Annotated in this window: 25 protein-coding genes; 14 read left to right on the plus strand and 11 right to left on the minus strand. The window is 45.3% G+C overall.

The features are described from left to right. Positions 1 to 145 precede the first annotated feature (145 nt). Together ubiD and fre are read left to right on the plus strand one after the other, a co-directional pair. Positions 146 to 1,621, plus strand: a complete 1,476-nt coding sequence (ubiD, locus tag BIW53_RS00100) for a 4-hydroxy-3-polyprenylbenzoate decarboxylase (protein ID WP_070989440.1) — start codon at positions 146 to 148, stop codon at positions 1,619 to 1,621. A 77-nt stretch (positions 1,622 to 1,698) separates the two neighbouring features. Beyond that, the gene (gene fre, locus BIW53_RS00105) at positions 1,699 to 2,412 is read left to right on the plus strand and encodes an NAD(P)H-flavin reductase (RefSeq protein WP_070989442.1); all 714 of its coding nucleotides are present in this window, start codon (positions 1,699 to 1,701) and stop codon (positions 2,410 to 2,412) included. Positions 2,413 to 2,474: 62 nt separating this feature from the next. On the opposite strand, the gene add is transcribed toward fre, so the two are convergent. The 7 genes from add to cyaY form a co-directional block, all read right to left on the minus strand. Further along, entirely contained in the window at positions 2,475 to 3,467 is a 993-nt protein-coding gene (gene add / locus BIW53_RS00110) for an adenosine deaminase (RefSeq protein ID WP_070989444.1), read from the minus strand. Between the two features lie 135 nt (positions 3,468 to 3,602). Continuing rightward, the gene (locus BIW53_RS00115) at positions 3,603 to 4,712 is read right to left on the minus strand and encodes a heme biosynthesis HemY N-terminal domain-containing protein (RefSeq protein ID WP_070989446.1); all 1,110 of its coding nucleotides are present in this window, start codon (positions 4,710 to 4,712) and stop codon (positions 3,603 to 3,605) included. Then, positions 4,709 to 6,514 (minus strand): uroporphyrinogen-III C-methyltransferase, encoded by a 1,806-nt coding sequence (locus BIW53_RS00120; RefSeq protein WP_084228012.1) that lies wholly within the window; start codon positions 6,512 to 6,514, stop codon positions 4,709 to 4,711. Before BIW53_RS00120 ends, BIW53_RS00115 begins: the two co-directional genes overlap by 4 nt. After that, positions 6,514 to 7,449 carry a hydroxymethylbilane synthase gene (hemC, locus tag BIW53_RS00125; RefSeq protein WP_070989450.1) on the minus strand — a complete coding sequence of 312 codons (936 nt, stop codon included), beginning with the start codon at positions 7,447 to 7,449 and terminating at the stop codon, positions 6,514 to 6,516. The genes BIW53_RS00120 and hemC overlap by 1 nt, the downstream gene beginning before the upstream one ends. A gap of 20 nt (positions 7,450 to 7,469) precedes the next feature. Continuing rightward, positions 7,470 to 8,324 carry a DUF2914 domain-containing protein gene (locus tag BIW53_RS00130; protein WP_070989452.1) on the minus strand — a complete coding sequence of 285 codons (855 nt, stop codon included), beginning with the start codon at positions 8,322 to 8,324 and terminating at the stop codon, positions 7,470 to 7,472. A gap of 16 nt (positions 8,325 to 8,340) precedes the next feature. Further along, positions 8,341 to 8,994 carry an alpha/beta hydrolase gene (locus tag BIW53_RS00135; RefSeq protein ID WP_070989454.1) on the minus strand — a complete coding sequence of 218 codons (654 nt, stop codon included), beginning with the start codon at positions 8,992 to 8,994 and terminating at the stop codon, positions 8,341 to 8,343. Then, positions 8,994 to 9,314, minus strand: a complete 321-nt coding sequence (cyaY, locus tag BIW53_RS00140; protein ID WP_070989456.1) for an iron donor protein CyaY — start codon at positions 9,312 to 9,314, stop codon at positions 8,994 to 8,996. The genes BIW53_RS00135 and cyaY overlap by 1 nt, the downstream gene beginning before the upstream one ends. 122 nt (positions 9,315 to 9,436) lie before the next feature. Between cyaY and lptM the strand changes: the two genes are divergently transcribed. From lptM to BIW53_RS00180, 8 genes are all read left to right on the plus strand, one after another. Further along, the gene (gene lptM / locus BIW53_RS00145) at positions 9,437 to 9,634 is read left to right on the plus strand and encodes an LPS translocon maturation chaperone LptM (RefSeq protein ID WP_070989458.1); all 198 of its coding nucleotides are present in this window, start codon (positions 9,437 to 9,439) and stop codon (positions 9,632 to 9,634) included. Further along, positions 9,635 to 10,888 (plus strand): diaminopimelate decarboxylase, encoded by a 1,254-nt coding sequence (gene lysA / locus BIW53_RS00150; RefSeq protein WP_070989460.1) that lies wholly within the window; start codon positions 9,635 to 9,637, stop codon positions 10,886 to 10,888. 68 nt (positions 10,889 to 10,956) lie between these two features. Further along, a complete protein-coding gene (gene dapF, locus BIW53_RS00155; protein ID WP_070989462.1) occupies positions 10,957 to 11,787 on the plus strand; it encodes a diaminopimelate epimerase in 831 nt (276 codons plus the stop codon). A 17-nt stretch (positions 11,788 to 11,804) separates the two neighbouring features. Then, a complete protein-coding gene (locus BIW53_RS00160) occupies positions 11,805 to 12,431 on the plus strand; it encodes a DUF484 family protein (RefSeq protein WP_070989464.1) in 627 nt (208 codons plus the stop codon). Between the two features lie 7 nt (positions 12,432 to 12,438). Continuing rightward, the gene (gene xerC, locus BIW53_RS00165) at positions 12,439 to 13,377 is read left to right on the plus strand and encodes a tyrosine recombinase XerC (RefSeq protein WP_070989466.1); all 939 of its coding nucleotides are present in this window, start codon (positions 12,439 to 12,441) and stop codon (positions 13,375 to 13,377) included. 39 nt (positions 13,378 to 13,416) lie between these two features. Continuing rightward, the gene (locus BIW53_RS00170) at positions 13,417 to 14,121 is read left to right on the plus strand and encodes an HAD-IA family hydrolase (RefSeq protein ID WP_070989468.1); all 705 of its coding nucleotides are present in this window, start codon (positions 13,417 to 13,419) and stop codon (positions 14,119 to 14,121) included. Positions 14,122 to 14,219: 98 nt separating this feature from the next. After that, on the plus strand, positions 14,220 to 15,707 hold the full coding sequence (locus BIW53_RS00175; RefSeq protein ID WP_070989470.1) for a peptide MFS transporter: 1,488 nt from the start codon (positions 14,220 to 14,222) through the stop codon (positions 15,705 to 15,707). A 68-nt stretch (positions 15,708 to 15,775) separates the two neighbouring features. Continuing rightward, positions 15,776 to 16,660, plus strand: coding sequence for a dTDP-4-dehydrorhamnose reductase family protein (locus tag BIW53_RS00180; RefSeq protein WP_070989472.1), 885 nt, complete (start codon positions 15,776 to 15,778; stop codon positions 16,658 to 16,660). Between the two features lie 66 nt (positions 16,661 to 16,726). Here BIW53_RS00180 and BIW53_RS00185 read toward each other — a convergent pair whose 3' ends face one another. Together BIW53_RS00185 and BIW53_RS00190 are read right to left on the minus strand one after the other, a co-directional pair. Further along, positions 16,727 to 17,452, minus strand: a complete 726-nt coding sequence (locus tag BIW53_RS00185) for a hypothetical protein (RefSeq protein ID WP_070989474.1) — start codon at positions 17,450 to 17,452, stop codon at positions 16,727 to 16,729. 111 nt (positions 17,453 to 17,563) lie between these two features. Next, positions 17,564 to 18,403, minus strand: a complete 840-nt coding sequence (locus BIW53_RS00190) for a glycosyltransferase (RefSeq protein ID WP_070989476.1) — start codon at positions 18,401 to 18,403, stop codon at positions 17,564 to 17,566. Between the two features lie 147 nt (positions 18,404 to 18,550). Here BIW53_RS00190 and BIW53_RS00195 point away from each other — a divergent pair, with 147 nt between their 5' ends. The 3 genes from BIW53_RS00195 to BIW53_RS00205 all read left to right on the plus strand — a co-directional run bounded on the left by BIW53_RS00195 (position 18,551) and on the right by BIW53_RS00205 (position 20,907). Continuing rightward, positions 18,551 to 19,243: a pseudouridine synthase gene (locus BIW53_RS00195; RefSeq protein ID WP_070989478.1), complete on the plus strand. Its 693-nt coding sequence runs from the start codon at positions 18,551 to 18,553 to the stop codon at positions 19,241 to 19,243. 67 nt (positions 19,244 to 19,310) lie between these two features. Next, positions 19,311 to 19,688 (plus strand): BlaI/MecI/CopY family transcriptional regulator, encoded by a 378-nt coding sequence (locus tag BIW53_RS00200; RefSeq protein WP_070989480.1) that lies wholly within the window; start codon positions 19,311 to 19,313, stop codon positions 19,686 to 19,688. Between the two features lies 1 nt (position 19,689). Then, complete coding sequence (locus tag BIW53_RS00205; protein WP_070989482.1) at positions 19,690 to 20,907, plus strand: TonB family protein; 1,218 nt, start codon at positions 19,690 to 19,692, stop codon at positions 20,905 to 20,907. A 43-nt stretch (positions 20,908 to 20,950) separates the two neighbouring features. Here BIW53_RS00205 and BIW53_RS00210 read toward each other — a convergent pair whose 3' ends face one another. Further along, positions 20,951 to 21,334, minus strand: a complete 384-nt coding sequence (locus BIW53_RS00210; protein WP_070989484.1) for an MAPEG family protein — start codon at positions 21,332 to 21,334, stop codon at positions 20,951 to 20,953. A 222-nt stretch (positions 21,335 to 21,556) separates the two neighbouring features. Between BIW53_RS00210 and BIW53_RS00215 the strand changes: the two genes are divergently transcribed. Then, on the plus strand, positions 21,557 to 22,429 hold the full coding sequence (locus BIW53_RS00215; RefSeq protein ID WP_070989487.1) for a DMT family transporter: 873 nt from the start codon (positions 21,557 to 21,559) through the stop codon (positions 22,427 to 22,429). A gap of 4 nt (positions 22,430 to 22,433) precedes the next feature. Here BIW53_RS00215 and BIW53_RS00220 read toward each other — a convergent pair whose 3' ends face one another. After that, positions 22,434 to 23,963 carry a carbon-nitrogen hydrolase family protein gene (locus BIW53_RS00220; RefSeq protein ID WP_070989489.1) on the minus strand — a complete coding sequence of 510 codons (1,530 nt, stop codon included), beginning with the start codon at positions 23,961 to 23,963 and terminating at the stop codon, positions 22,434 to 22,436. Positions 23,964 to 24,142: the final 179 nt, after the last annotated feature.

Here is a 24,142-nt window from a genome sequence, read left to right on the forward strand (position 1 = left end):
TTGAAAACGACTATAAAACAAAGCACATCCTTTGGAAACACGATAAGTCACTAAGTATTGCACAATATCAAATAAAGCGCAGATTACTGCCATTTCAAAGTCAAGTTGATATACTGGAGCACAAATTCCAGTGCCCAGTAACGAAATGAAATATAAAGACTTGCGAGATTTTATCGCGCGCTTAGAAGAACAAGGTGAGTTGGTACGTATCTGTGCGCCTATTTCCACTAAGTTAGAAATGACCGAAATCGCAGACCGCACTCTGAGAGCGGGCGGTCCAGCGTTACTTTTTGAAAACCCCATTGGTTTTGATATTCCCGTGCTTGCTAATCTATTTGGTACCCCCAAACGCGTTGCAATGGGTATGGGGCAAAATGATGTCAGCGCGCTGCGTGAAGTAGGCAAGTTACTTGCCTTTTTGAAAGAGCCTGAGCCACCTAAGGGCATAAGGGAAGCGTTAGGCCAGTTACCCGCCTATAAGCAGGTGCTAAATATGCCAGCAAAAGAATTACGCAAAGCGCCATGTCAGGACGTGGTGATAAGTGGCGATGAGGTAGACTTAACCAAGTTACCTATTCAACACTGCTGGCCGGGCGATGCCGCGCCGCTCATCACTTGGGGCTTAACGGTGACCCGGGGCCCCTACAAAAAGCGACAAAACCTGGGAATTTATCGCCAGCAGTTGCTGGGTAAAAACAAGATCATCATGCGCTGGCTATCTCACCGTGGCGGAGCACTAGACTTTCAAGAGTGGTGCAAAGAGAATCCCGGCGAGCCATATCCAGTATCGGTCGCGCTAGGCGCCGACCCTGCCACTATTTTGGGGGCGGTTACCCCAGTGCCTGATACTCTCAGTGAATATGCATTTGCAGGTCTACTACGCGGGGCCAAAACGGAAGTGGTAAAATCTGTCTCTAACGATCTACAAGTGCCAGCCAATGCGGAAATTATACTTGAAGGCCATATCATGCCTGATGAGCTTGCTCCAGAGGGGCCTTATGGCGACCATACAGGCTATTACAATGAAGTCGATGATTTCCCTGTGATGACAGTTACTCATATTACGCATCGCAAGGATCCGATATATCACAGCACTTATACGGGCCGACCACCCGATGAGCCTGCAATTTTAGGTGTAGCACTCAATGAAGTATTTGTGCCTATATTGCAAAAGCAGTTTCCTGAAATTGTAGACTTTTATCTCCCCCCAGAAGGCTGCTCTTATCGCATGGCCGTCGTGACTATGAAGAAGCAATATCCAGGTCACGCTAAACGGGTAATGATGGGCGTTTGGTCTTTTTTAAGGCAGTTTATGTACACCAAATTTGTGATCGTATGTGATGATGATGTGAATGCTCGCGACTGGAACGATGTCATTTGGGCCATCACAACACGCATGGACCCAACTCGCGATACAACCTTAATTGATAATACCCCGATCGACTACCTAGACTTCGCTTCGCCAGTATCTGGACTAGGGTCAAAAATGGGTATGGATGCCACCAATAAATGGCCAGGTGAAACGGAGCGTGAGTGGGGAGAGCCCATCGTAATGGACGACGCGACCAAACAACGTGTTGATAAAATCTGGGATAGCCTTGGTATTAAACTGGAGCAATAGGATAACTATCTTGGCTGTGATAAAGTGCTGATACTTTATACAAATAATTAATATAACCGCCGTGCTAAAGGTAAAATATGCAATTAGTTAAAGCTGAAGTGGCCGCCATCAGTCCACTTACAGAGTTCGTTCATAAAGTAACATTGACTCCTGAGGAAGCTGTTACATTTGAAGCAGGACATTACTTACAACTGGTATTAGGTGAAAAAGACAAGCGCGCCTTTTCTATCGCCAGCCGACCATCACTAAGCAATGAACTTGAATTACACATTGGCGCCTCAGGTGCAGACTCATACGCCATGCAAGCCTTAGAGCATTTACGAGAGGCGCATCAAAATAATACCCCTGTCTTACTAGAAGTAGGTCTTGGCGTGTCGCAACTACGTGTAGATAGTCAACGTCCTATCGTATTGCTCGCTGGAGGCACTGGTTTCTCTTATGTGAAATCCATGGCTGACCATCTTGCTGAAATTGGCTTTGACCAACCTGTTTTGTTTTATTGGGGTGTTAAAGATGAGTCGGCTCTTTACGCAAAACAAGAAATGGAAGCTTGGGCTGCAACGCGTAAAAACTTCCAATTTATTCCAGTAGTTGAAAACCCTAGTGACAGTTGGCAAGGACACACAGGCTTTGTGCACAAAGCGGTGATGAAAGACATTGTTTCACTAGAACCATACAGTATCTACATGGCAGGTCGTTTTGACATGATTGGTATCGTGCGCGACGACTTTATTAATCATGGTGCAGAGCGCGAGCACATGTATGCAGATGCATTTGCATTTATTAAATAACAAAGTCTGTACTTAAAAAAACGCGCCCATATGGCGCGTTTTTTATTGCTTTGGCGATATCCTTATTTACTAGCTAGCAGCGCCTTTTTATCACTGTCGCTAAGATAAGCTATCTCCAGCGCATTACGTTGCGCTTGTTCAATATCACTTTGGCTTAGTCCTGCCTGAGGTGCAGCGACCTGATATTCATGGTCAAGTTCAATACCCTGAACCGCAGGGTCATCGGTGTTGATACAAGCCAAAATACCATGGTCTAAAAAGCGCTTAAGTGGATGAGCCTGAAGGCTTGATACGGTACTGGTTAGAATATTACTTGTTAAGCATGACTCAATACCAATGCGATTATCACGCAGATAATCCATCAATGCAGGGTCTTCAATGGCCTTGACACCATGTCCGATGCGATTAGCGCCAAGCTCTTGAATTGCCTGCCAAATGCTTTCAGCTCCCCGCGCTTCACCAGCATGAATTGTCGCACCTAAGTAGGCATCATGCACTTGTTTGAAATGTTCAATAAAAAGGCCGCCTGGAAAGCCGATTTCATCTCCAGCTAAATCAACTGCTACTAGATCATTTTTAAAAGCCAGCAAAGCATCCAGTTCATACTGGCATTTCTCTACACCAAATGTTCTTGACATGATACCAATTAAATTGACTTTGATATCTTGTCCTTTTGTCGCCGCTCTTATGCCATCAACAACAGCTTCAACAACCCCTTGTGGGTGCAAGTTATGGCTCTGGGCCATGTAGTAGGGACTAAAGCGTAATTCGGTGTAGTCGATATTCTGAGCCTGTGCATCCGCCACATTTTCCATGGCAATACGACGACAAGCATCATAATCACCAAGCACTTTGACACCCCAGTCCAGCTTCGCCAAAAAGGCCATTAAGTCAGGAGCATTGTCCAGCACCTGTACATGTTCTCTTAAGCCTTCTAAATCCTGAGCAGGTAGGGGCAAATTAAATTGCTGACCAAGCTCTAAAATCGTACTCGCCCGCACGTTCCCATCTAGGTGGCGGTGTAAATCAAGCAAAGGTAGGTTGTTATTGATCATAGGTCACTCGGCTGCAGATAAAATTTTGCGGATCATACGCGCCCTCACATAAAGATCAAGGACACATGTCCATTTTTAGCACTGCTCAATATTAATGCAAGTATAAAAAAGCCAGCACGAAGCTGGCGTTGTCTGTTACCACTGATGGCGCGCGAGTTGATAAGCCCGCTGATACTGCCCTGTTTGCTCAAAACTATACAAAGCAGGTTCTACCCAAGTCGGTTGCCAGTCTTGTTCGGGCAAACTGGCAAATATTTTTGCTGCGAGTTCAAAATCGCCTTCAGCATTGGCCATACAAGCTAAACAAAAAAGTAACTCGCTGTTTTGTTCTTGTTTTTTCAAGCTGCTTTGAATGGCTTGAGTAAGCTTGGTATCACCGCCCTTGGCATGTGCCAAAACCGATGCAAGCTGATGATACTGCCCCTTTTTGAGTAACCTTGTCAGCGCATCATGAATAATTGATAGCTGGCCCTGGCTGGCCATTGCTTGCAGATATGCCTGTTGAGCGTGTGCCTGTACTGCTTTAGGGAGTTGTGACAAGTAACTCGTCGCATCTTGCTGTGCGAGGCTAAAAAAGCGCTTAAAAAAACCTTGCCAATAAGCTTGTGTTAAATCTAGTTGCTTGTATTTGCTGGACAGTGTATCTACGACTTCCGTCAGCTTCTGCTCTTGCAACAACCCATCCAAATAACTACTCACTGCCGCTGCACTAGGCTTTTTCTGCTGCATAGGTTGTGATAAAAGCGCTAACGCTTGTTCCGTTTGGTTTGCCTTTAACCACAGCTTAGGCACCTGAGCTTGCGCCTCATCTGACATGGCTTGCAAATGCTGTAACGCGCCTGTTTGATCGCCCGCTTGCAATGCAGCCTTGGCTTGCAGAGCATGTTGTTGATCCTGCCACTGGCTGGGAGCATTACTCTTAGCGAAGGCACTTTGTACGGTGTCAGCGTCATCGTTTAACATGCCCCACACGGCTTGGTTCAAGGCCTGTAGTGATCTAACTCGCTTTCTATTGCCAAAATGTCCTGTGGTTTTATGGTAAATTTGCCACAACAAGCTTAGCAGTTTAAATACTAGCCACGCCCCAATCAGTACCATAAAAAACAGGATCACAAACGCCACGATGGTGCCTTCAATCGTCTTATCATTAAAGGCGATTAAGACATACCCTTTCTCGTCAATGAGCAAATGACCTGCTGCCATGGCCAAAGCAACCACGGCTATCACCATCAGCGTTTTAATCATTGTAACCACTCCTTGAGCGCAGCGCTGCTGTCCAGCTCAACTTGCGTGTTGAATTGCAATGGCATGTGCTGCAACTGCTTAATTTGCTCAAGCATAGCTTGAACACCATCATGTTGCGTGTCGTAATATTTGCTCAACGTTTCACTGGCAGATTCCAGCGCACTAAAAAAGATACTTGCTTGTTTGTCCATCAAGGCGCTTTGTGCTTGTGATAAATGGCTTCGTAGTTGCGCTCTAAGCAATTGTTGTTGCTCGCTATCGAGCAGGGGATCAATCACCGCAACTTCACGGGTTCTGATTTTTATAAAATCGTCGACTAGGTTCTGCCAAGTCTTTTTTAAATTACTTTGGAAATCATTTAAATCGCCAGACAACTCGGTATTTTGTGTTTGTTTTGGTTCAGGAAGGTGCAATGTTTTCAAAGCCAAATCATCTACCTGCTTTAACATGGCATGCAGCTTAAGATAAGTGTCTTCAAGGGCTGGTTTAGGCTGAGCCTTTAGCATGGCGATATCTGTTGCAATGGCACCGAGCAGCGCGGTGTTATCAGCTTCGTTCTGTACTACTTCATATAAACGCTGTAGTACCGCACTTGCCCCCTGAAAATCTTGTTCAGCATTTGCCTTAAACTGTGCCATACGTTGCAAGTACAAAGCTTCACTGCTCAGTGCGCCACTAATCTGTTGTTTGGCTTGAGAAAGCGCTGCCTGTAGCTGTGCGTCTATCGCTTGAGAGTGCACAGTGAGCTGCTGTTCAACTACATCTCTTTGCCCGTGTAGCGTGGCTTGCACAGAGGCCAGTTGCGATTGAGTTTGTTTTAATTGTTCGCCTAGTTTTGCATTATCAGTGCGCAACTGTGCTAAAGCGGCATAAGTCTTATCACTAATTTGCTGACCATGAATAATGAGCCCAGTAGTCGCCGCGCCCCCTGTGAGGGCCACCAATAAAGCCAACATCGCAAGTTTACTAACTTTTTGTTTAAAAACAGGCTGAGATGGCTGTGTTACGCTCTCAGGATTTGATGCTTCAGGTTGCTTTTCTTGCTCGCTCATATGGCTACCTTGCTGATGTTGATTTGGCACTATGCATTTATAAATCGCCAGATCATCTGGCCCTTTTGCAACACTTATACGCGTTTTACTAATGGCATAAGTGTCGTGTAAATAGCTTGCGCTACGCTGGCTTACCAAGAAAAAGTGACAACTTTTCAGCCAGTCTATATATTCACTTTGTTGGCAATTAAACACCGCGTCAATTGCCGCATTGCTGGTAATGACTATACCGTCAATTCTCTCACTTCGCCAGAGGTCTAACCAGATGCTAGAATCTGACTGCTCAGGAACACGTTGATAAACAGCGCACATATTTAAAATAGCACCGCGCTGTTTAAAGGTCTTTGCCAGTAGCGTTCTACCACCACGCCCCTTGACTAAAACGACCTGCTTGCTATCTAGATGTTGTAACTGAGGAAGCGCAAGCAACCCTTCCGAGTCTTGCTGAACAGGCGCTACAGCGCTGCGTGAAAAACAATCTTTAACTGCACTTGCGGTTTGCTCTCCCACCGTAAATAGCTGCGCATTTGCCGGTAAACTATCCACCTGAGCGGCCAATTGTTTGACTGCATCTTGGGAGATAAAGACAATAATATCCGCATCATCCAGTGGCGCCAGTTGAGATGCGCTAAGTGCACAGGACTCAATACGCAACACCGGAGTGCGCACGTTATAGATACCTTGTTTGTCAAGCAATTGAGAAAGTTGCAGCCCCTTTCCCTCGGGGCGAGTGATGGCAATGCGCATCATCAAGCGCCTTTATAAACCTCGGCGAGGATTTTATCTGCGCCTTGTGCCAGTAACTGCTCAGCCAGTTCGGTACCTAACTGCTCAGCGTGCTTGCTATGACCAGATACTTGGGCTCGCAAAATTTCTTTGCCATCGACAGAGCCAACTAAGCCTCGTAACGAGACCTGATCACCGCTGACTTCAGCATAGGCACCGATTGGCACCTGACAGCCACCTTCCAAGCGACGGTTCATGGCACGCTCCGCAAGTACTCTCACTCGAGTCTGTGCATGTTCCAGTGGCACCAGGAGACGTTTTGTCAACGTATCATCACTACGACATTCAATCCCAACAGCCCCCTGCCCATTTGCAGGTAATGACTGCTCAGGCTCGATGTAGCTGGCAATGCGATCAGACATTTCTAAACGTAACAAACCTGCAGCCGCAAGGATAATAGCGTCGTAATCACCGTTGTCTAATTTAGCTAGACGGGTATTGACGTTACCGCGCAGGTCGCGGATATCTAAATCGGGGCGCAATGCTCTGATCTGGCATTGGCGGCGTAAACTTGAAGTACCGACCACGGCCCCTTGTGGCAACTCACTTAATTGTTTGTAGCTGTTTGAAACAAAAGCATCACGAGGGTCTTCACGCTCGCAAATAGTGTAAAGTTCCAAACCCTCCGGAAATTCAACAGGTACGTCTTTCATAGAGTGCACTGCTATGTCAGCGCGACCATCCAACATAGCTTGCTCAAGCTCTTTTACAAATAGCCCTTTACCACCAATTTTTGCCAAAGGCGTATCAAGGATAATATCCCCTTGAGTGGACATGGGCACCAACTCTACGTTGAGCTCTGGGTGGAAATGCATCAGTTGTGCTTTAACAAATTCCGCTTGCCACAGCGCCAACGCACTTTTTCTCGTTGCAATTCGTAGGGTATGTTGTTGTGTCATAGTCAACCTTTGATGGACCTTTAATCGGCCTCTGATAAAATTCGAAAAGATTTTTGTGCAAGTAGCTGACCTTGCTCGGTCACCACTTCCACGCGCCAGGGCCCTGTTTGGCTTGGCATGATATTTTTGCTTGAATAAGTGCGAAAACGTATAGAACTAATTTGCAGTGGGATCTCAGCCATTAACTGATCCTGGTGAAACCACAAGTGCTGCACCGTTTGCCCTTGCATATTGTTTATTTCGGTAAAGAAAAATAGCTTCTCAGTGAAATCGGTTTGCTCAAGATGCTCTTTGAGTACATCAATAGGTTCTCTATCAGCAATACCTGTTGTTAGTACTGCTCGACTGACCAAGTTACTGTCGATTTGCGCACCCAGTGCAACATTCGTAATATTGGCATCTGCTGCGAAGGTATTGAGCGTTTCACTTTCGTTGTCAGATTGCATCGCCTGAACCGGTTCAGGTGGGTTAATTTCATCATCGGCCACGAAGTCCAACTCATCTGCTACCTTGTCATCTACAGGCTCGTCATCTACCGGTAAGCTATCCGATGGTGAAGCACTGTGAGAGCGTGTCGAGTTGGATTCCGGCTGCTGTGCCTGAATAGTGTCGCCTTGTCCATTATCGATATCAATCGACTCACTGTTAGCCGTTACAGTCAGTTCACTATCGCGTGAAGACTGCAATTGAGTATCCATGGGGGTCATCTCTATAGCATTAACAGAATTCATCAACCCATATACGATAGCCACTGCAAACAACAACACCACACTGGACGCGACAAATATGCGTCGCCAGTGCCATTGGTAACTGACCTCTGGGCTTGCTTGTGGTGCTTTGCTAACCGAGGTTTTTATAACGATCCTTTGTGTCATTGTTGCAGCTCCTAAATTAAGACAATGTCGCGATCAACCATTGACGGATCGCAATGAGTTCTTCGTAACACACCTGATGGGCCATCGGGTAATCCTGCCAGCTTACCTGATAGCCTTGTTTGTGCAAGGCTGCATAAGCTTGTTGTCCGGCAGAAATCGCGACAACAGGATCTTGACTCCCATGGGCCATGAAAATGTTTAATTCGTTCTGCTTCGCTTCATCTGCAAGCTTATGCGCAGCACACATATAGGTAGACAGCGCCATCACACCGCCAAGCTTATATGCAAGTCTAGGTGCTAAATGCAACGCGATCACGCCCCCTTGAGAAAATCCAGCCAGAATAATGCGCTCAGGAGGGATACCTTTATCTAGCTCACTTTGTATTAACGCTTCAACCGCCGCGGCAGATTCCCTGACACCTGTTTCATCAGCACGATTGTCAAGCTCTAAAGATTTTATGTCATACCAAGCACGCATCACCATCCCACCATTGATGGTCACAGCTTGCTGCGGGGCATGAGGAAAAATAAATCTAACACCCAGCTCATTTGGTAACTCTAGCTCAGGTGCGATTGGCAAAAACCCTTCACCTGAGTCACCCAGTCCGTGCAACCAAATTATACTCGCTTTGTGTTCGCCTTTGGCGGCGTATTCTACATACGGCAACATCAGTTATGCTGCCATTTAATTTCAGAACCAGCCTGACGCGTTGCCGCATCACACATAAACTGCCAGAACTCAGCGCCTGAACGGTTGTCTATCCATTTATCACCATGTAATTCAAAGTGATGGCCGTTAAATTTGGTTGCAACCCACACTTGATGTAGAGGGGCCTGCTTGTTGATCACAATCTTACTCTTATCAGCAAAAATGATTTCTAAAATACCTGCGGCGGATTCGTAGTCTAAATCGGCGTCACAGTCATCTATTTGTTCTTCTATAGTAAGCATTAAGGCATCAGCCAACTCATGGTACTCGGAATCAGTCATATGATATCCCTCATTTGTACAAAGTTTTAGCTATTCAAGCATGAAAATACTCGTTTCAATAGCTGCTTTTTTTACGAATTCTGTTACTCTGCGATTATAAAGGCACTGACACCATTAATCTAATGAAAGCGACACTCTCTCAATCTGGCTTATTCTTTTTGGTAATTTTCACTACGCTTATGTTAGTAGGCTGTGGACAAAGTGGGCCATTATATTTACCCAAACAGCAACAACCTAAGAGCACTAACCAAACACCCAAAGCATCAGATGCTGAAACACAGCAAAAAAAAGATGCGCTCAATAAACAGCAGGAAGGTTAGATGGACTTTTTTCACTACAAAGAGCAACACTTGTTTGCAGAAGATGTATCCATTACGGATATTGCAAACCAATATGGCACCCCATGTTATGTGTATTCTCGCAAAACATTAGAAAGACACTACCATGCTTTTACCGACGCGGCAGCAGGCCATCCGCATTTGGTCTGCTATGCAGTCAAAGCTAATTCTAATATCGCGGTGCTCAATGTCCTTGCACGCTTAGGAGCTGGCTTTGATATTGTTTCAAAGGGAGAGCTGGCGCGTGTTTTGGAGGCTAAAGGAGACCCAAGTAAGGTGGTATTCTCAGGAGTCGCCAAAACAGCTGATGAAATCGCCTTTGCGCTATCTCATAACATTAAGTGTTTTAATGTCGAGTCCAGCGCAGAACTTAAGCGTATCAGTCAAGTAGCCACGCAAATGAACACCACTGCGCGTATTTCTATTCGTGTAAACCCAGATATCGACGCTAAAACACATCCTTATATCTCCACTGGATTGAAAGAAAATAAGTTTGGCATCGATATCAAACAAGCCTTTGATGTATATCAGCTAGCCTTTGCTCTACCAGGCATCGAAGTAGTCGGTGTTGATTTTCATATTGGTTCGCAACTAACAGAAATAGAACCTTTTTTGGCAGCACTCGATAAGGTCTTAGCATTGGTTGAAAGACTCAAAACCGCTGGCATACAATTACACCATTTAGATATTGGCGGTGGTTTAGGTGTTCCTTACGATAGCGAAAAACCACCTCACCCAAGCGCCTATGCCGCTGAGGTGAAAACAAAGTTGCATGCCTATCCTGAATTAGAATTGGTATTTGAGCCTGGCCGAGCCATTGCTGCCAATGCTGGGATTTTGGTCACTAAAGTTGAATATTTAAAATGCTCGCAAGATAAACACTTTGCTATTGTGGATGCGGGTATGAATGACATGCTACGTCCGTCTTTATATCAAGCTTGGCAAAGCATTATTGCTGTCAGTCCGCGCGATGATGACACGCCCATACATAACTATGATGTCGTAGGGCCTGTGTGTGAAACTGGTGATTTTCTTGGTAAAAACCGACTTTTGGCGATACAAGAGGGTGACTTATTAGCGCAACGTAGTGCGGGGGCCTATGGTTTTACCATGAGCTCAAATTATAATTCACGGCCGCGGGTTGCAGAACTAATGGTGGACGGTGACCAATGCTATCTAGTACGTCAACGAGAGTCACAGTCTTCGCTTTGGCAAGGCGAGCATTTGTTACCTTAATTTTATTAATGACAGCGGTGCCCCTAGCATGGCAAAGTTAGCTCATCAGGAGTTGTAATTAAGACATTATGTTTGTAAATTTTTCAAAAATGCATGGCTTGGGCAATGATTTTATGGTGGTTGATAACATCACCCAGAATGTATTTTTGTCCCGCGATCAAATTAAGAAACTCGCAGATAGAAACTTTGGTGTGGGCTTTGACCAACTACTCATGGTTGAAGCACCCTATTCACCTGAGTTGGATTTTCATTATCGTATTTTTAATGCCGATGGCACCGAAGTAGAGCAATGTGGTAACGGCGCACGTTGTTTTGCACGCTTTGTGCGCATGAAAGGGCTAACCAACCGCCACAAAGTATCCGTCTCGACAAAGTCGGGGAACATCACCCTTTATTCAGAAAAAGATGGTCAGGTGACCGTCAATATGGGGCACCCACAATTTGCGCCAGCCAGTATTCCATTTAAAGCCAGCAAGTCTGAGTTAACATATATTATGAGAGCTCAGGAGCATACGGTGTTTTGTGGCGTAGTCTCAATGGGTAATCCACATTGCGTACTGGAAGTTGAAGACATTGATACCGCTGAAGTATTAACCTTGGGGCCTCTTTTGGAAACCCATGAGCGATTTCCTGAACGTGCTAACATTGGTTTTATGCAAATCCTGAACCCTGAGCATATTAAACTCAGAGTCTGGGAGCGTGGCGCACAAGAAACCATGGCATGCGGAAGTGGTGCATGTGCAGCCGTTGTGATTGGCATCATGCAAAAGAAACTCGCGAATACGGTTAGAGTTGACTTACCCGGTGGCAGCTTGCAGGTACGTTGGCAAGGCGAAGGGCACAGCGTCAAGATGACCGGTCCAGCCGAGCATGTATTTGATGGACAGATCTCGTTGTAACAATACTGGGGTATATTATGAGTACAAAAACTACTATTGATGAGCAATCAATCTGTGATTACTTAAGCCGTCACCCTGATTTTTTACTCAATCACCCCTACGTACTGTTAGAACTGGACCTACATGGTAAAAGTCAAGGTTTGCCAAATCTGGCATTACAACAACAGCGCTTGCTCAGGGAGCAAAACCAACAACTTAAACAACAGTTAGCAAGCATGTCTCGTAGTGCGTTGGAGAACGAACAGATCTTCAAATTACTGAGTGAGTGCCAAAGGCAGCTGTGGCACTGTAATAGTTTCGATGAACTGGCCGCTGCGCTTGCTGAAACCCTGAGTCGCCCAGCGAATATCATGAGCTGTCAATTGCTACCCTATGACACAGAGCTTAGCCAGTTAGTTAATACCCGCTTACATAGTAACAGTGTTTATTTGGGTCGGTTGTCAAAACAAGAGCAGCAACAGCTTTGGCCGAACAATAGCGAAGTACGCTCAGTCGCGCTTTACTTGATAGAAAATAGCGACAAGCCGCAGGCCATATTGGCATTTGCCAGTGATCATGCGGAGCACTTCTCACCAAGCAATGATACGTTATTCATGCAAGAGTTTGTCACAACCTTACAGGTGCGCTTAAGCGCATTGGCTTAAGTCACCTATGACAGATAGGTACGCCCCCGACATACAATGGCAGCAACCCATTGATGATTTTATGGCGTATTTGCGCTTTGAGAAACGCTACTCAGCGCATACATTGAGCCAATATAAAACGCAGCTATTGCAAGCCGCAGAGTATTTTTCACAACACGCCAGTGACTGGCTGAATGTCAGTAGTGAGCAAATTCGCCGTTTTAGTATGCACCTGCGTAGCAAACAATATAACCCACGCAGCATTAACCTAAAGCTCAGTTGTATTCGCAGTCTCTATAAGTTTTTAAAGGCAAAACATACCACGCACAGCTCTTTTAGCAATCCAGGGGAAGGGATTAAAGGCCCCAAATTTGACAAACCTCTCCCTAAAAACCTCGATGTGGATCAGATGACGCAGCTGCTTTCTATTAACGATGATGATGTACTGGCCATTAGAGACAAAGCCATGATGGAACTGATGTACTCAAGCGGTCTTCGTATTAGTGAGTTGGTGAATGTCAATCTAGGCGATATTCGTGATGGCGAAATTCGTGTGCTGGGTAAAGGTAATAAGGAGCGCGTTATTCCCGTGGGAGGTAAGGCACTCAAAGCGTTAGAAAGCTGGCTTGCTCTGCGGGCGCAATTTGCCAATGAAGGTGAAGTCGCGGTTTTTTTGAGTAAGCGAAAACAGCGAATTTCTATCCGGCACGTGCGTGAACGCATGAAAGTGTGGGGCCTAAAACAAGGTATTAGCACCCCCATTCACCCTCACAAATTGCGCCACTCGTTTGCCAGTCACATGCTGGAGTCCAGTGGTGACTTAAGGGCGATTCAAGAAATGTTGGGGCACACCAGCTTGTCAGCTACTCAGGTATATACCCATGTCGATTTTCAGCACCTCGCTAAGGTGTATGATAAAGCGCACCCTAGGGCCAAAAAGCGCCACTCAAATGATGATGAACATTAACTCTGTATATAACAATCTAGATCAAAAAGGCATGTAAATATGAGGTTTAACCGGGCGATAGGTAAAATTAAGGTATTAAGCTTTGATTTAGACGACACCCTTTACGACAATCACCCTATTATTCGCTTAGCATTACAAGCGCAGCATAACTATTTGCAGCAACATACCCGTTGGCCACAACAAGACGCTCAGTTTTGGAGCAAATGTCGTAATAAGGCGGTTCAAGAGTCACCCGAGCTCGCCCATGATGTGACTGCATGGCGACAGCAGGCACTTTATTTGGCAATGCTTGCCTGCGGATATGATCAACAACAAGCACGCTTTCATTCTGAACGAGCCTACCAAGCATTTGCACAGGCCCGTAGCCAGATAACTGTCAGCTCATCAGTATTGCAATTGCTAGCCGATTTAAAGCAACATTACACCCTGATTGCCATTACCAACGGTAATGCCGACGTTGATAAATTCAATCTGGCGGGGGTGTTTTCACTGGTATTACAAGCGGGTAAAGATGGCCGCCCGAAACCCTTTAGCGATCTATTCGATGCCGCAGCACAGCAACTCAAAGTGAACCATAACAATATTCTACATATTGGCGATAGCTTAGATACCGATGTACAGGGTGCCAATGATGCACTTTGTCACAGTGTCTGGCTTAACAATCAAGACTCGCACTATCACTATCAAGGGCTCCCAGATATAGAAATAAAGAATATCAATGAGTTACAAATTTTATGCCGCTAACCTGATAACCATTCAACTCAACTGAGATGGTTGCATTGTGCAATGGTTTAACGTACTAATAATGGTTCACACGAGAAATATAATAACGGAAGTGAACTATGTCATCACAGGATACGGGCTTTTTTGGTCATCCAAAGGGCCTCTCAACACTCTTTTTCACCGAAATGTGGGAGCGCATGAGTTACTACGGTATGCGCGCGCTACTGGTTTTATTTATGACTGCCAGCCTGCAACAGGAAGGGCTCGGGTTTACCGTGGCTTCCGCTGCGGCCATCTATGGTTTGTACACCGGTGCCGTATATTTCCTCGGATTACCTGGAGGCTGGATTGCTGATAGGCTGTTAGGGGGGCAAAAAACCGTTTGGTATGGCGGCATCATCATTATGTGTGGCCACATTATTTTAGCAATTCCTTCTCAGTACTCGTTCTTTATCGGTCTTATTTTTGTTGCCTTTGGTACCGGCTTACTCAAGCCCAACATCAGCGCCATGGTCGGCCAACTCTATGACTCAGAAGATGAGCGCCGTGACAGCGGCTATGCCATCTACTACATGGGTATTAACATCGGCTCGGTGATTGGTTACTACGTCTGTGGTTACTTTATGGAAAATGCGGGTTGGCACTATGCCTTCGGTGCGGCAGCTGTAGGTATGGCCGTCGGTCTTATTCAATATCGTAAAACCATCGGCAATATTCAAGGCGTGGGCGAAGCCCCCACCAACCCATTTACCCCAGAGCAAGCGAAAAAGGTTTGGATGGGCATTGTGTTGTTACTCTCAGGTGTTGCCGCTATCACCGCCCTCACCTATGTTGGTGTCATTGTGATTAACCCTGTGATCCTAGCGCAATATGTGGCGGTTGCCTTTACGGTAATCTTCTTTGCTTACTACGCGCTGATTTATTTTAAGGGTAACTTATCTGAAGACGAAAAGAAAAAAATGTGGGCACTGTTTTTTGTCTGCGTCGCCTCGGCCTGTTTTTGGTCTGGCTTTGAACAAGCAGGCTCATCACTGAACCTGTTTGCCCGTGACTACACCGATCGCATGGTTGGCTCTTTTAGTATTCCAACAGCTTGGTTCCAATCTGCAAATGCCATCTTTATCATTATTTTATCGCCATTTTTTGCTGCGTTATGGATAAATCTCGCCAAGCGCATGCTCACCCCATCTTACAACCTAAAATGCGCTATTGGTTTAGTGATCATGGCCAGCGGATTTTTGGTGATGTTTATGGCTTCACAATACGCAGCACAAGGTCTTAAGGTCGCACCATATTGGTTGATCACCACCTACTTCCTACACACAGTGGGTGAGCTTTGTTTAAGCCCTGTGGCGCTGAGCGCAGTCAGTCGACTGTCGCCACAACGTTTTGCTGGGCAAATGATGGGGGTGTTTGTACTCACCTATTCTATCGGTAACATTATTTCTGGTTTGCTTGCTGGTAACTTCGACCCAAACAAAGTAGAAGAAATGCCTAACCTGTATTTACAGATCAGTTTATTCAGTATTGGCGTGGGTATCATTATTGCGCTGCTGAGTCTGAAATCAAAACACTGGGAACAAGACCAACAACTTAGTCACTCATAATTTGTTTTTTCAATGAGTTAATCTTGTTAAGCTAGCGGCTCACTGTCGGATAAATAGGAAGAGCCGCTATGCACAAGATCATGATCACCGGTGCAACAGGACTACTGGGTCGCACACTGTACAACACCCTCAAAAATGAATTTGCCGTTATCGGCACCGGGTTTAGTCGCGCCAAAGCGCCTATCTTGCCACTGGATTTATCCGACCATGAAGCCGTGACTGCCTTTTTAGAGTGGCATAAGCCGACTGTTCTTGTGCACGCCGCGGCCGAGCGCAAGCCTGATGCGTGCGAAAATTCGCCTGAGCAAACCATTGCCTTAAACGTTGCAGCCAGTGCTTTTTTGGCCACCGAATGTGCCAAGCGCAATATTCGCTTATTGTTCATCAGCACCGACTATGTGTTTGATGGTCACGACGCACCCTATTTAGAATCTGACTCAACCAATCCCGTCAATTTGTACGGTAAAACCAAACAACAAGCAGAACAGGCTGTGTTAGCCGCTTCCCCTCTACACAGCGTTATTCGCATCCCTGTACTCTATGGTGATGTAACCACCCTGAGCGAGTCAGCCGTGACTGTGATTGCAACTCAGTTAAAAGCAAACGAGCAAACCAGCCACGATGACTGGGCAATTCGCTACCCAACACATGTTGAAGATATTGCACTGACATTGCGAGAGTTACTCAAGCAGCCCAATGAACTGGGAGGTATTTTTCATATTTCCGATGTTCAGGCGATGACCAAGTACCAAATGGCACAAGTGATGGCACAGATTTTGGGGCTTGATAGCAACTTGCTACTCCCTTTGGGTAAACCATCTCAAAGCGCAGCTCGCCCATACAACTGTGCATTGGCCGACTCTCGTCTCAAACCTTTAGGAATAGCATTTAGTAGGGATTTTAAAACGGCGGTTGGGGAAGTGCTTACAAAGACAAACAATATTCAGATGTAAGTGTTCGCTTGGAAACTATGTGGAGCCACAGAGCATGGCTCCAAATTATCTTACCAACAGATAAGATTAGAAGCTGCTTGTACAGGTAGCGGTTGCGGTTACATCTCTTTGTTGAGAAGCACCATTTAACATCCAATATCCATTATTTTGTGATAAGCGAACCCATTCACCACTGCCTTCGAACTTTCCAGAAACTTTAGTTAAGTAACAAACGGTATTCGCCGAGGGAGCCAATATTTTTGCTGATTCACCTTGTTTCCAAGTATAAGACTTTAAGCTCGGGTTGTAGCGACTTAAACACGCGGCACCAGCTTTCACACTATGTTGATCCGAACTACCGCCCAAGTATACCCCATAGCTAGTATTTTTAACTTCAATGACCTCTTTCCAGCCTTCAAATTTACCGGCCATCGCTGTCAAAAAGCACACGTTATGTCGATCACCAAGGTAAAGGTCACTTTGTCCTTGTTCCCAAGTATCAAATTGTGTGTATTTATCGCCTTTTGGGTTAACAACACATGTCGCTCTTGCTTCGACAGCATCCTGATTAGACTTACCACCTAGATAGTAACTCGCACCACTTTTTCCTACATATACTGATTCACCCCAACCTTCAAAGTGCCCTTGTACGCCTGATAAAAAGCACACACGATCACGTGAAGAGCCCAAGCTAACCTGATTTTCTCCCTGCTTCCAATGGAATTCGCTATATTGATATGAGCTTGCATTCGCTACGCCACTTAGAGTGGTTGCGCCAATTACCGCTAATAAGCCTAGTTTAGATAAATTCATAAAATTTCCTTTTAAATAATAGAACGCTGATTGAGTCATTGACCAGCGGCGGCATAATAGCATACAAGCTCAACACGTAAACTTTTTAGGAACAGTTTTTTACAAAAAAAATCATCTAGTTACAAAAGTTTCACTACCTAGCTTAATCAACCAATTTGGTAGCGGATATTTCTTATAGACAACATTTAAAAAGCTATCCCAAGCCATTTTCTGTAACCTTTCGATTTCAGACTGAGGAACCACTCCCTGATATAATTGCCCAAAGTCTCTCAAAAACTGTACATCACGGCGGCGACTATTTTTCGCATACCCTTTGCCTGCGTAGTGAATAAAATCGGCCTTAAGGTAGCCGTCATGACCAAACATATCCATACGGTTAAAAGCTCGGTCAAATGATTGATGTGCGATACCATGTTTATGCAAAGTGTAGTTAAAATAGCTTTGATCATAATGTGTTATGCTATTACATACTTGTTGTAGGTCGCTCAATTGTGTTTGCTGAAATAGAGGACATTCATTCGAAGTGAGTATGATTCCTGCATTGTAATAAACAGGTCTGTTATTGTTACGAGGCCAGTCAACTTCCCCCAATGCTTCACATACTTGTGCTACATCATCTTCTCGTTCTTGAATGACCCCTTCGTCAAACCAATAAGCAGTTTTCATATCTGGGTAGAGCTCAAATATGTCTCGTGCATGGGGTGTGATAAGTACATCAGCATCCACATACAAAACACGGTCATACTCTTTGAGTAACTCACCAATTCTTAACTTTTCAGTCCAAGCAGGACTTGCATTGTATTTCGGATTTTCAATTTTTATTGGGTAGTGCAACTGATCTGAAATAATTAAATCGGCTCCCACTTTTTGCGCATAATGCTTAAAGCTTAATATTGCAGCTTGGTACATGGGATTATCACCAATGGCGAGGGTAAAAATGGCTTTTTTCATAACTCAACGAGCTCCTTTTTTCGTCACGACATTTTACCCTAAGTGGGGAAGAAACTACGATATAAAGTTTCAACTCGCGCACTTTTCGTAAAAGCGATACCGCAAATATGATATTGTGGGTGATATTTTCTATGCTTTTTTACACTCATGACTCAACCTATGCGCCTCGCCAAATACCTCGGTCATGCTGGCATTTGCTCACGTCGTCAGGCATCAAGATTGATTGACGAGGGCAAAGTGTCTGTTAATGGCCAGCCCGCCAATCATATCGATCATGTGACAAAAGCCGATCACATCTTGGTTGAAGGAAAAAAGGTCACAGGCCCGGCGCCAAAGGTGCTCTACGCCTACAACAAACCCGTTGGTATTGACTGTAAACTTAAAGCCAATGCTCCAGATAGCTTGATACATCACTTGCCCAGTGGTGAGCGCGTTTACCCAATTGGTAGACTAGACAAAGACTCTCGCGGTTTATTGTTGCTCACCAACGACGGCGAGCTTTGCCAGCGACTTATTCACCCCGATCATCACGTAGAAAAAGAGTATTGGGTCGAAGTGGAACGCCCATTAGATGATACCTTTTGCCAAACAATGGCATCGGGCGTCCCCATTGATGGGCAGCTGACGTTACCTTGTGAGGTCAGCTTACTGACCTCTACTCGCTTTAAAATTGTGCTCAAGCAGGGTTTAAATCGACAAATTCGCAAAATGGCTAAGTTCTGCGGCTACCGTGTCATTGACCTGTATCGAGTACGCATTGCAGGGTTTGAGCTTGATTCAAGTGAATTAGGTGAGGATCAATATCACGCCATCACCCAAAGCAAACTCAAATTAGATTAAAAATTGACTTGACGTTTTTGATTACAGATGTAATCTTAATTTATCGATTACACTTGTAGGCAATAATATGATTGAACTTTCTAAAGCCGAATTTGCGGTGATGGAAGCCCTATGGCAGGGTTATCCGGCCAAAGCCAGCGACATCGTACAGCGTCTGAGTGATGACACCCAGTGGCATGAAAAAACGATTAAAACACTGGTCAGCCGCTTAGTTAAAAAGCAGGCCGTGAGCTTTGAAAAAGACGGCCGAGAATACATTTACACCCCCACCATCGGTCGCGAAGCATACACACTCAAAGAGAGCCAAAACTTTATCGCCCGCTTGTTTCGTGGTCGTGTCGCCCCTTTAGTCAGCGGCTTTGCTAAAACACAGCAGCTTTCACAACAAGACATTGATGAACTCAAGCAGATCATTGAGCAGTGGGAACAAAAACAAGGAAAGTAACATGCTAACGTCACTTTTTGACTGGGTACTTAACATCAACAATCAGCTGATTATCAGTAGCATGGTTTTGATGCTGATGGCATTGCAAAGATATACGACTCCTTGGCTAGGAAGTCGGCTGATTTATGCGCTTTGGTGGGTTTTGCCTCTAGGTTTGCTAGCGATTGCGCTGCCCAGTGAGTTAAAGCCCATTGCCAGTGAAACCATCAGCTACTTTCGCGTTACCGCACAACCAGTTTACTTTGTACCACAGTGGCAGTTCAGTATCGCAGGCATCTATTGGTGCATTACGGCAGCACTATTGCTTGGGCTCTTCTACCAGCACTATCAGTTTATTAATGCACTTGGTATCAAACCGTCACATCAGCATGTTTTAGGGCAACAGACGTATACCAGCTCTCAGATAGCCTCGCCCATGGTGGTCGGTTTATGGCAACCAAAAGTTGTTTTGCCGCATGATTACGTGCAGCAGTTTGACCCCGATACATTAACCTTGCTGATGGAACATGAATTAACGCACATTCGCCGCGGTGACAACCTAGCCAACTTGGCCCTGCTACTGCTTTGCATTAGTTGCTGGTTTAATCCTGTGCTTTGGCTTGGCTATCACAATTTTCGTAAAACTCAGGAACTGGCGTGCGACGAAACCGTATTACAACAAAAAACCACACATCAACAGCTAATGTATGCAAAAGCCTTGGTTCGTTGCGCAGAAAACTCGCGTACAGGGACTTTGGTATACGCTTACTACGGAGATAAGCAAACTATGGTACAACGACTTAAACAACTACAGAATATCACCCCCCCTTCAATGGCCGCCAAAGCACTGGCTCTGGTATTAGCATGTAGCTCTGTTAGCGCGATGGCACTGGCGAAATCGACTGATCAAACTGGACATAACAAGGGCTCAGAAGTACACCCTATTATGCGCATAGAACCCGTTTACCCGAGTGAGGCGGCAAATGCGGGGCAAGATGGGTATGTCACTTTGCAATTTACCGTTGATGGGCGCGGACACACCAATAACATCGAAATTTTAGACGCACAGCCCCAAGGCGTATTTGAGCAAAGCGCAATCAATGCACTGCGACAGTGGCAATACACCCCAGCGTCGGATACCTCTGAGTTGTATACAGTTCAGTTAGACTATGCAATGAGTGAAGACGCGACCACATACAAGCAGAAGGTGAAACACGAGCGCATCAAAGTCGCTCATTAAACAAAAACAAACAGCCAGTATTTCTCGTGCTGGCTGTTTATCGTTATAAACTCACCGCTATCATAGCAATGGCACACCCTAATCCCACCGCCCAGATCAACGAACGTAAAACATGCAGATTGAAATAGTAAAACAAGCAGTAAAGTACCCGCGCAACAATATGTGCCACCGCCAGATACTGCACCGTAGTGCCGATTGTATTGGTGCCTAAAACCACAGCCACTGCCAACGTAAACACCGCTAATGATTCAAAACTATTTTGATGAGCCGCCAACGCCCGAGCCCCAAACCCAGTTAACTGAGCCTGTTGCGCTCTAGGGTGTTGGTTATCGTAACCACCAAGCTTATTCATAGCGATGGCAACGGGAACTTTGGCCAGATAAGGAAGCAGCGCTGCGATAAGCGCACAGATTAAAATTGTAGTCATACCATATCCTTGTGTAATTATTGAGCATTCGCTTTTAACATAGCACGTTGAAAATGAAAAAGCCGCTTAGTCTGGTCGATTAAGTCATATAACCTGATGTGCTGTACGCGATGCTTGCTAATGTTTAGCACCGTCACTGACTATCGCATTTTAGATGAAAAAAATGCACTCGAAAGCCTCTAGATTCGTGGTTACACTAGAGAAAAATAATATGGACTGACAATGAGTTGGATAGCTTTTACTGTTTTGGCTGCTTTTTCGCAAGCATGCCGTAATGCGCTACAAAGCCATTTAAGCCAAAGTGTTAGCGTTGCAGGGGTCACCTTCGCAAGATTTTTGATAGCCAGCCCCCTTGCGTTGCTGTACCTGCTGAGTTTATACCAGTGGCAAAACGTCGCTACACTCACCCCTAACAGCAAGCTTATCATGTTTGTGATTGCCGCCAGCATTATGCAAATTATCGCCACCAGCCTGATGGTACTGCTGTTTAAACAAAACAATTATGCAGTAGGAGCTGGACTTGCCAAAAGTGAAGCGCTCATGGCCGCGATACTTGGCATGTGGCTATTTGGCTCAAGCTTGTCCCTAATTGGCTGGGTTGGCGTAGCCATAGGGGCAGTCGCAGTGTTGATGTTAAGCGGTTTTAGTTTAAAGCTATTTAGACCCCAAACTGCATTGCTCGGAGTAGCCTGTGGCAGTGCTTTTGCGCTGACTTCTCTATGGGTAAGAGAAGCAAGTCTGGCCACGGGCTTACCCTTCTTACACAGTGCAGCTTGGGTACTATTGTTAGTGCTGTGCACACAAACATTGCTGCTCGGTGCGTATATTACCTACAAAGAAGCGAAGACCTGGCAAACGCTGTGGCACAAACGGAGGCTCACCTGCGGTATCAGTGTTACCAGCTTTATCGGCTCGGTTGGTTGGTTTAGCGCAATGAGCCTACAGCATGTCGCCTATGTCAAAACGCTGGGCCAAATTGAAGTTTTCTTCACTTTGCTTATCGCCATGCTCTGGTTAAAACAGCCAACCAAAACCAGCGATAAGCTGGGCCTTGTACTCATCGGTATCGCCGCTGTGTTGGTAATGTTAAGTTAAATCACTACTCACGCTGTTTCAACACCACCTGATATAAATCAGTACGACGGTCTTTTAGATTTCTGACCGTCCCTTCACTGTGCAGCAGCTTGAGTTTATCCAAGTCTAGGTCACTGAATAACAGCATTTCGGTATTCGGTGTTGCCTCATTTAACGCTGCATCATGAGGAAAAGCAAAATCTGAAGGGGTTAACACCGCCGACTGTCCATACTGAACATCAAGTGAATCAACCTGCGGTAAGTTGCCAACACTCCCCGCTATCACCACATAACACTCATTTTCAACCGCGCGGGCTTGAGCACAATGACGTACCCGTAAATAGCTATTTTTGGTGTCTGTCCAATAGGGTACAAACAGTATGTCTAAACCACGTTCTGCCATCAAACGACTCAGCTCTGGAAATTCAACGTCGTAGCAAATTTGGATCCCCACCTTGCCTGCATCGGTTTCAAAAACACCTATCTCATCACCTCCTTCGATGACCCAGTCATAGGCTTCATGGGGTGTGATATGTATCTTTCGTTGCTCATCAATTTTACCACTGCGGTGGCATAGATAACTGACATTATATATTTTTTCGCCCTCCAGTAAGGGCATGGAGCCGGTCACTATGTTCGCGTTGTATTCAATTGCCATGGTCGACATTGCATCGCGAAATAGCTCGGTATACTCCGCCAAGTAACGAATAGCTTCAGTTTGATTACGGTGTTCCTGCAACCCCATCAAGGGCGCATTAAAAAACTCTGGAAATAAAATAAAATCACTTTGATATTCAGATACCGTATCAACAAAGTACTCGACTTGACGCATCAACTCCTCTACCGAGTCGACTGAACGCATTTGCCACTGAACCGCGCCAACCCGAACAATGGTTTTTTTGGTGTCGATCACCGTATCCATTGGCTGAAACAAAATGTTATTCCATTCCAACAAGGTGGCATAGCCTCCCGAATCCTCGTCTTCCGGTAAATATTGCTTCAACAATCGCTTAACCTGAAAGTCGTTGGCCAATTGAAAACTCAATATTGGATCATACAGCTCCTTATGGTCAACTTTATCAATGTACTCCATAGGCGTCATATCCTTACAATGATTGGTATACATTGGGATCCGTCCGCCCGCCAAAATTGCTCTGAGGTTATACTGACGACACAACTCTTTGCGAGCATCGTATAAGCGCCGACCCAACCTCATTCCCCGGTGACTTTTGGCTATCACGACATCCAGCCCATACAATGCATCACCGTTGTTGTCACTGAACACTCGGTTATGAGCGTCAACAATTTCATCGTAGGTGTGGGGGTTTGAAAAGCGTTGATAATCCACCTGCACACTCAAAGCTAGCCCTACCAAACGACCTTCATCCAAAATGCCTATTTGCCCCTCTGGAAATTGGTCAATTAATCTAAAAATAGTATGGCTGGGCCACGCACCTCCCAGATCAGGATAAGCTTCGTCCATGAGTGTTTTTATCTGTGGGTAATCTTCTTTGCTAACATTGCACAAAGTAATTCGTGCTTTTTCTAACGACATACTCCCTCCTGAACGACACACTTTACTGTGACTATTCGCCTTCTCTATTTTCCAAATTTTAAATTATAGACCTTTGAAAAGTTTATAATATCACCTTAATTTTGCGAGTCTCACTTTGCATCTTCAACTAGCATCTCATGTTTGATGAGCGAAAAACAGTCAGAACCATCTATACTTAG

Source organism: Pseudoalteromonas byunsanensis, assembly GCF_001854475.1.
GTDB classification, from domain to species: Bacteria; Pseudomonadota; Gammaproteobacteria; order Enterobacterales; family Alteromonadaceae; genus Pseudoalteromonas; species Pseudoalteromonas byunsanensis.

What these genes read in the sequence shown, in the direction of transcription:
- BIW53_RS00220 (WP_070989489.1), bottom strand. Translation starts at nt 23,963, where the DNA reads ATGTCGTTAGAAAAAGCACGAATTACTTTGTGCAATGTTAGCAAAGAA.
- cyaY (WP_070989456.1), bottom strand. Translation starts at nt 9,314, where the DNA reads ATGACTGATTCCGAGTACCATGAGTTGGCTGATGCCTTAATGCTTACT.
- BIW53_RS00215 (WP_070989487.1), top strand. Translation starts at nt 21,557, where the DNA reads ATGAGTTGGATAGCTTTTACTGTTTTGGCTGCTTTTTCGCAAGCATGC.
- BIW53_RS00120 (WP_084228012.1), bottom strand. Translation starts at nt 6,514, where the DNA reads ATGATGCGCATTGCCATCACTCGCCCCGAGGGAAAGGGGCTGCAACTT.
- add (WP_070989444.1), bottom strand. Translation starts at nt 3,467, where the DNA reads ATGATCAATAACAACCTACCTTTGCTTGATTTACACCGCCACCTAGAT.
- hemC (WP_070989450.1), bottom strand. Translation starts at nt 7,449, where the DNA reads ATGACACAACAACATACCCTACGAATTGCAACGAGAAAAAGTGCGTTG.
- BIW53_RS00200 (WP_070989480.1), top strand. Translation starts at nt 19,311, where the DNA reads ATGATTGAACTTTCTAAAGCCGAATTTGCGGTGATGGAAGCCCTATGG.
- dapF (WP_070989462.1), top strand. Translation starts at nt 10,957, where the DNA reads ATGTTTGTAAATTTTTCAAAAATGCATGGCTTGGGCAATGATTTTATG.
- BIW53_RS00160 (WP_070989464.1), top strand. Translation starts at nt 11,805, where the DNA reads ATGAGTACAAAAACTACTATTGATGAGCAATCAATCTGTGATTACTTA.
- ubiD (WP_070989440.1), top strand. Translation starts at nt 146, where the DNA reads ATGAAATATAAAGACTTGCGAGATTTTATCGCGCGCTTAGAAGAACAA.
- fre (WP_070989442.1), top strand. Translation starts at nt 1,699, where the DNA reads ATGCAATTAGTTAAAGCTGAAGTGGCCGCCATCAGTCCACTTACAGAG.
- lysA (WP_070989460.1), top strand. Translation starts at nt 9,635, where the DNA reads ATGGACTTTTTTCACTACAAAGAGCAACACTTGTTTGCAGAAGATGTA.
- BIW53_RS00130 (WP_070989452.1), bottom strand. Translation starts at nt 8,324, where the DNA reads ATGACACAAAGGATCGTTATAAAAACCTCGGTTAGCAAAGCACCACAA.
- BIW53_RS00190 (WP_070989476.1), bottom strand. Translation starts at nt 18,403, where the DNA reads ATGAAAAAAGCCATTTTTACCCTCGCCATTGGTGATAATCCCATGTAC.
- BIW53_RS00195 (WP_070989478.1), top strand. Translation starts at nt 18,551, where the DNA reads ATGACTCAACCTATGCGCCTCGCCAAATACCTCGGTCATGCTGGCATT.
- BIW53_RS00135 (WP_070989454.1), bottom strand. Translation starts at nt 8,994, where the DNA reads ATGTTGCCGTATGTAGAATACGCCGCCAAAGGCGAACACAAAGCGAGT.
- BIW53_RS00180 (WP_070989472.1), top strand. Translation starts at nt 15,776, where the DNA reads ATGCACAAGATCATGATCACCGGTGCAACAGGACTACTGGGTCGCACA.
- BIW53_RS00210 (WP_070989484.1), bottom strand. Translation starts at nt 21,334, where the DNA reads ATGACTACAATTTTAATCTGTGCGCTTATCGCAGCGCTGCTTCCTTAT.
- xerC (WP_070989466.1), top strand. Translation starts at nt 12,439, where the DNA reads ATGACAGATAGGTACGCCCCCGACATACAATGGCAGCAACCCATTGAT.
- BIW53_RS00175 (WP_070989470.1), top strand. Translation starts at nt 14,220, where the DNA reads ATGTCATCACAGGATACGGGCTTTTTTGGTCATCCAAAGGGCCTCTCA.
- BIW53_RS00205 (WP_070989482.1), top strand. Translation starts at nt 19,690, where the DNA reads ATGCTAACGTCACTTTTTGACTGGGTACTTAACATCAACAATCAGCTG.
- lptM (WP_070989458.1), top strand. Translation starts at nt 9,437, where the DNA reads ATGAAAGCGACACTCTCTCAATCTGGCTTATTCTTTTTGGTAATTTTC.
- BIW53_RS00115 (WP_070989446.1), bottom strand. Translation starts at nt 4,712, where the DNA reads ATGATTAAAACGCTGATGGTGATAGCCGTGGTTGCTTTGGCCATGGCA.
- BIW53_RS00185 (WP_070989474.1), bottom strand. Translation starts at nt 17,452, where the DNA reads ATGAATTTATCTAAACTAGGCTTATTAGCGGTAATTGGCGCAACCACT.
- BIW53_RS00170 (WP_070989468.1), top strand. Translation starts at nt 13,417, where the DNA reads ATGAGGTTTAACCGGGCGATAGGTAAAATTAAGGTATTAAGCTTTGAT.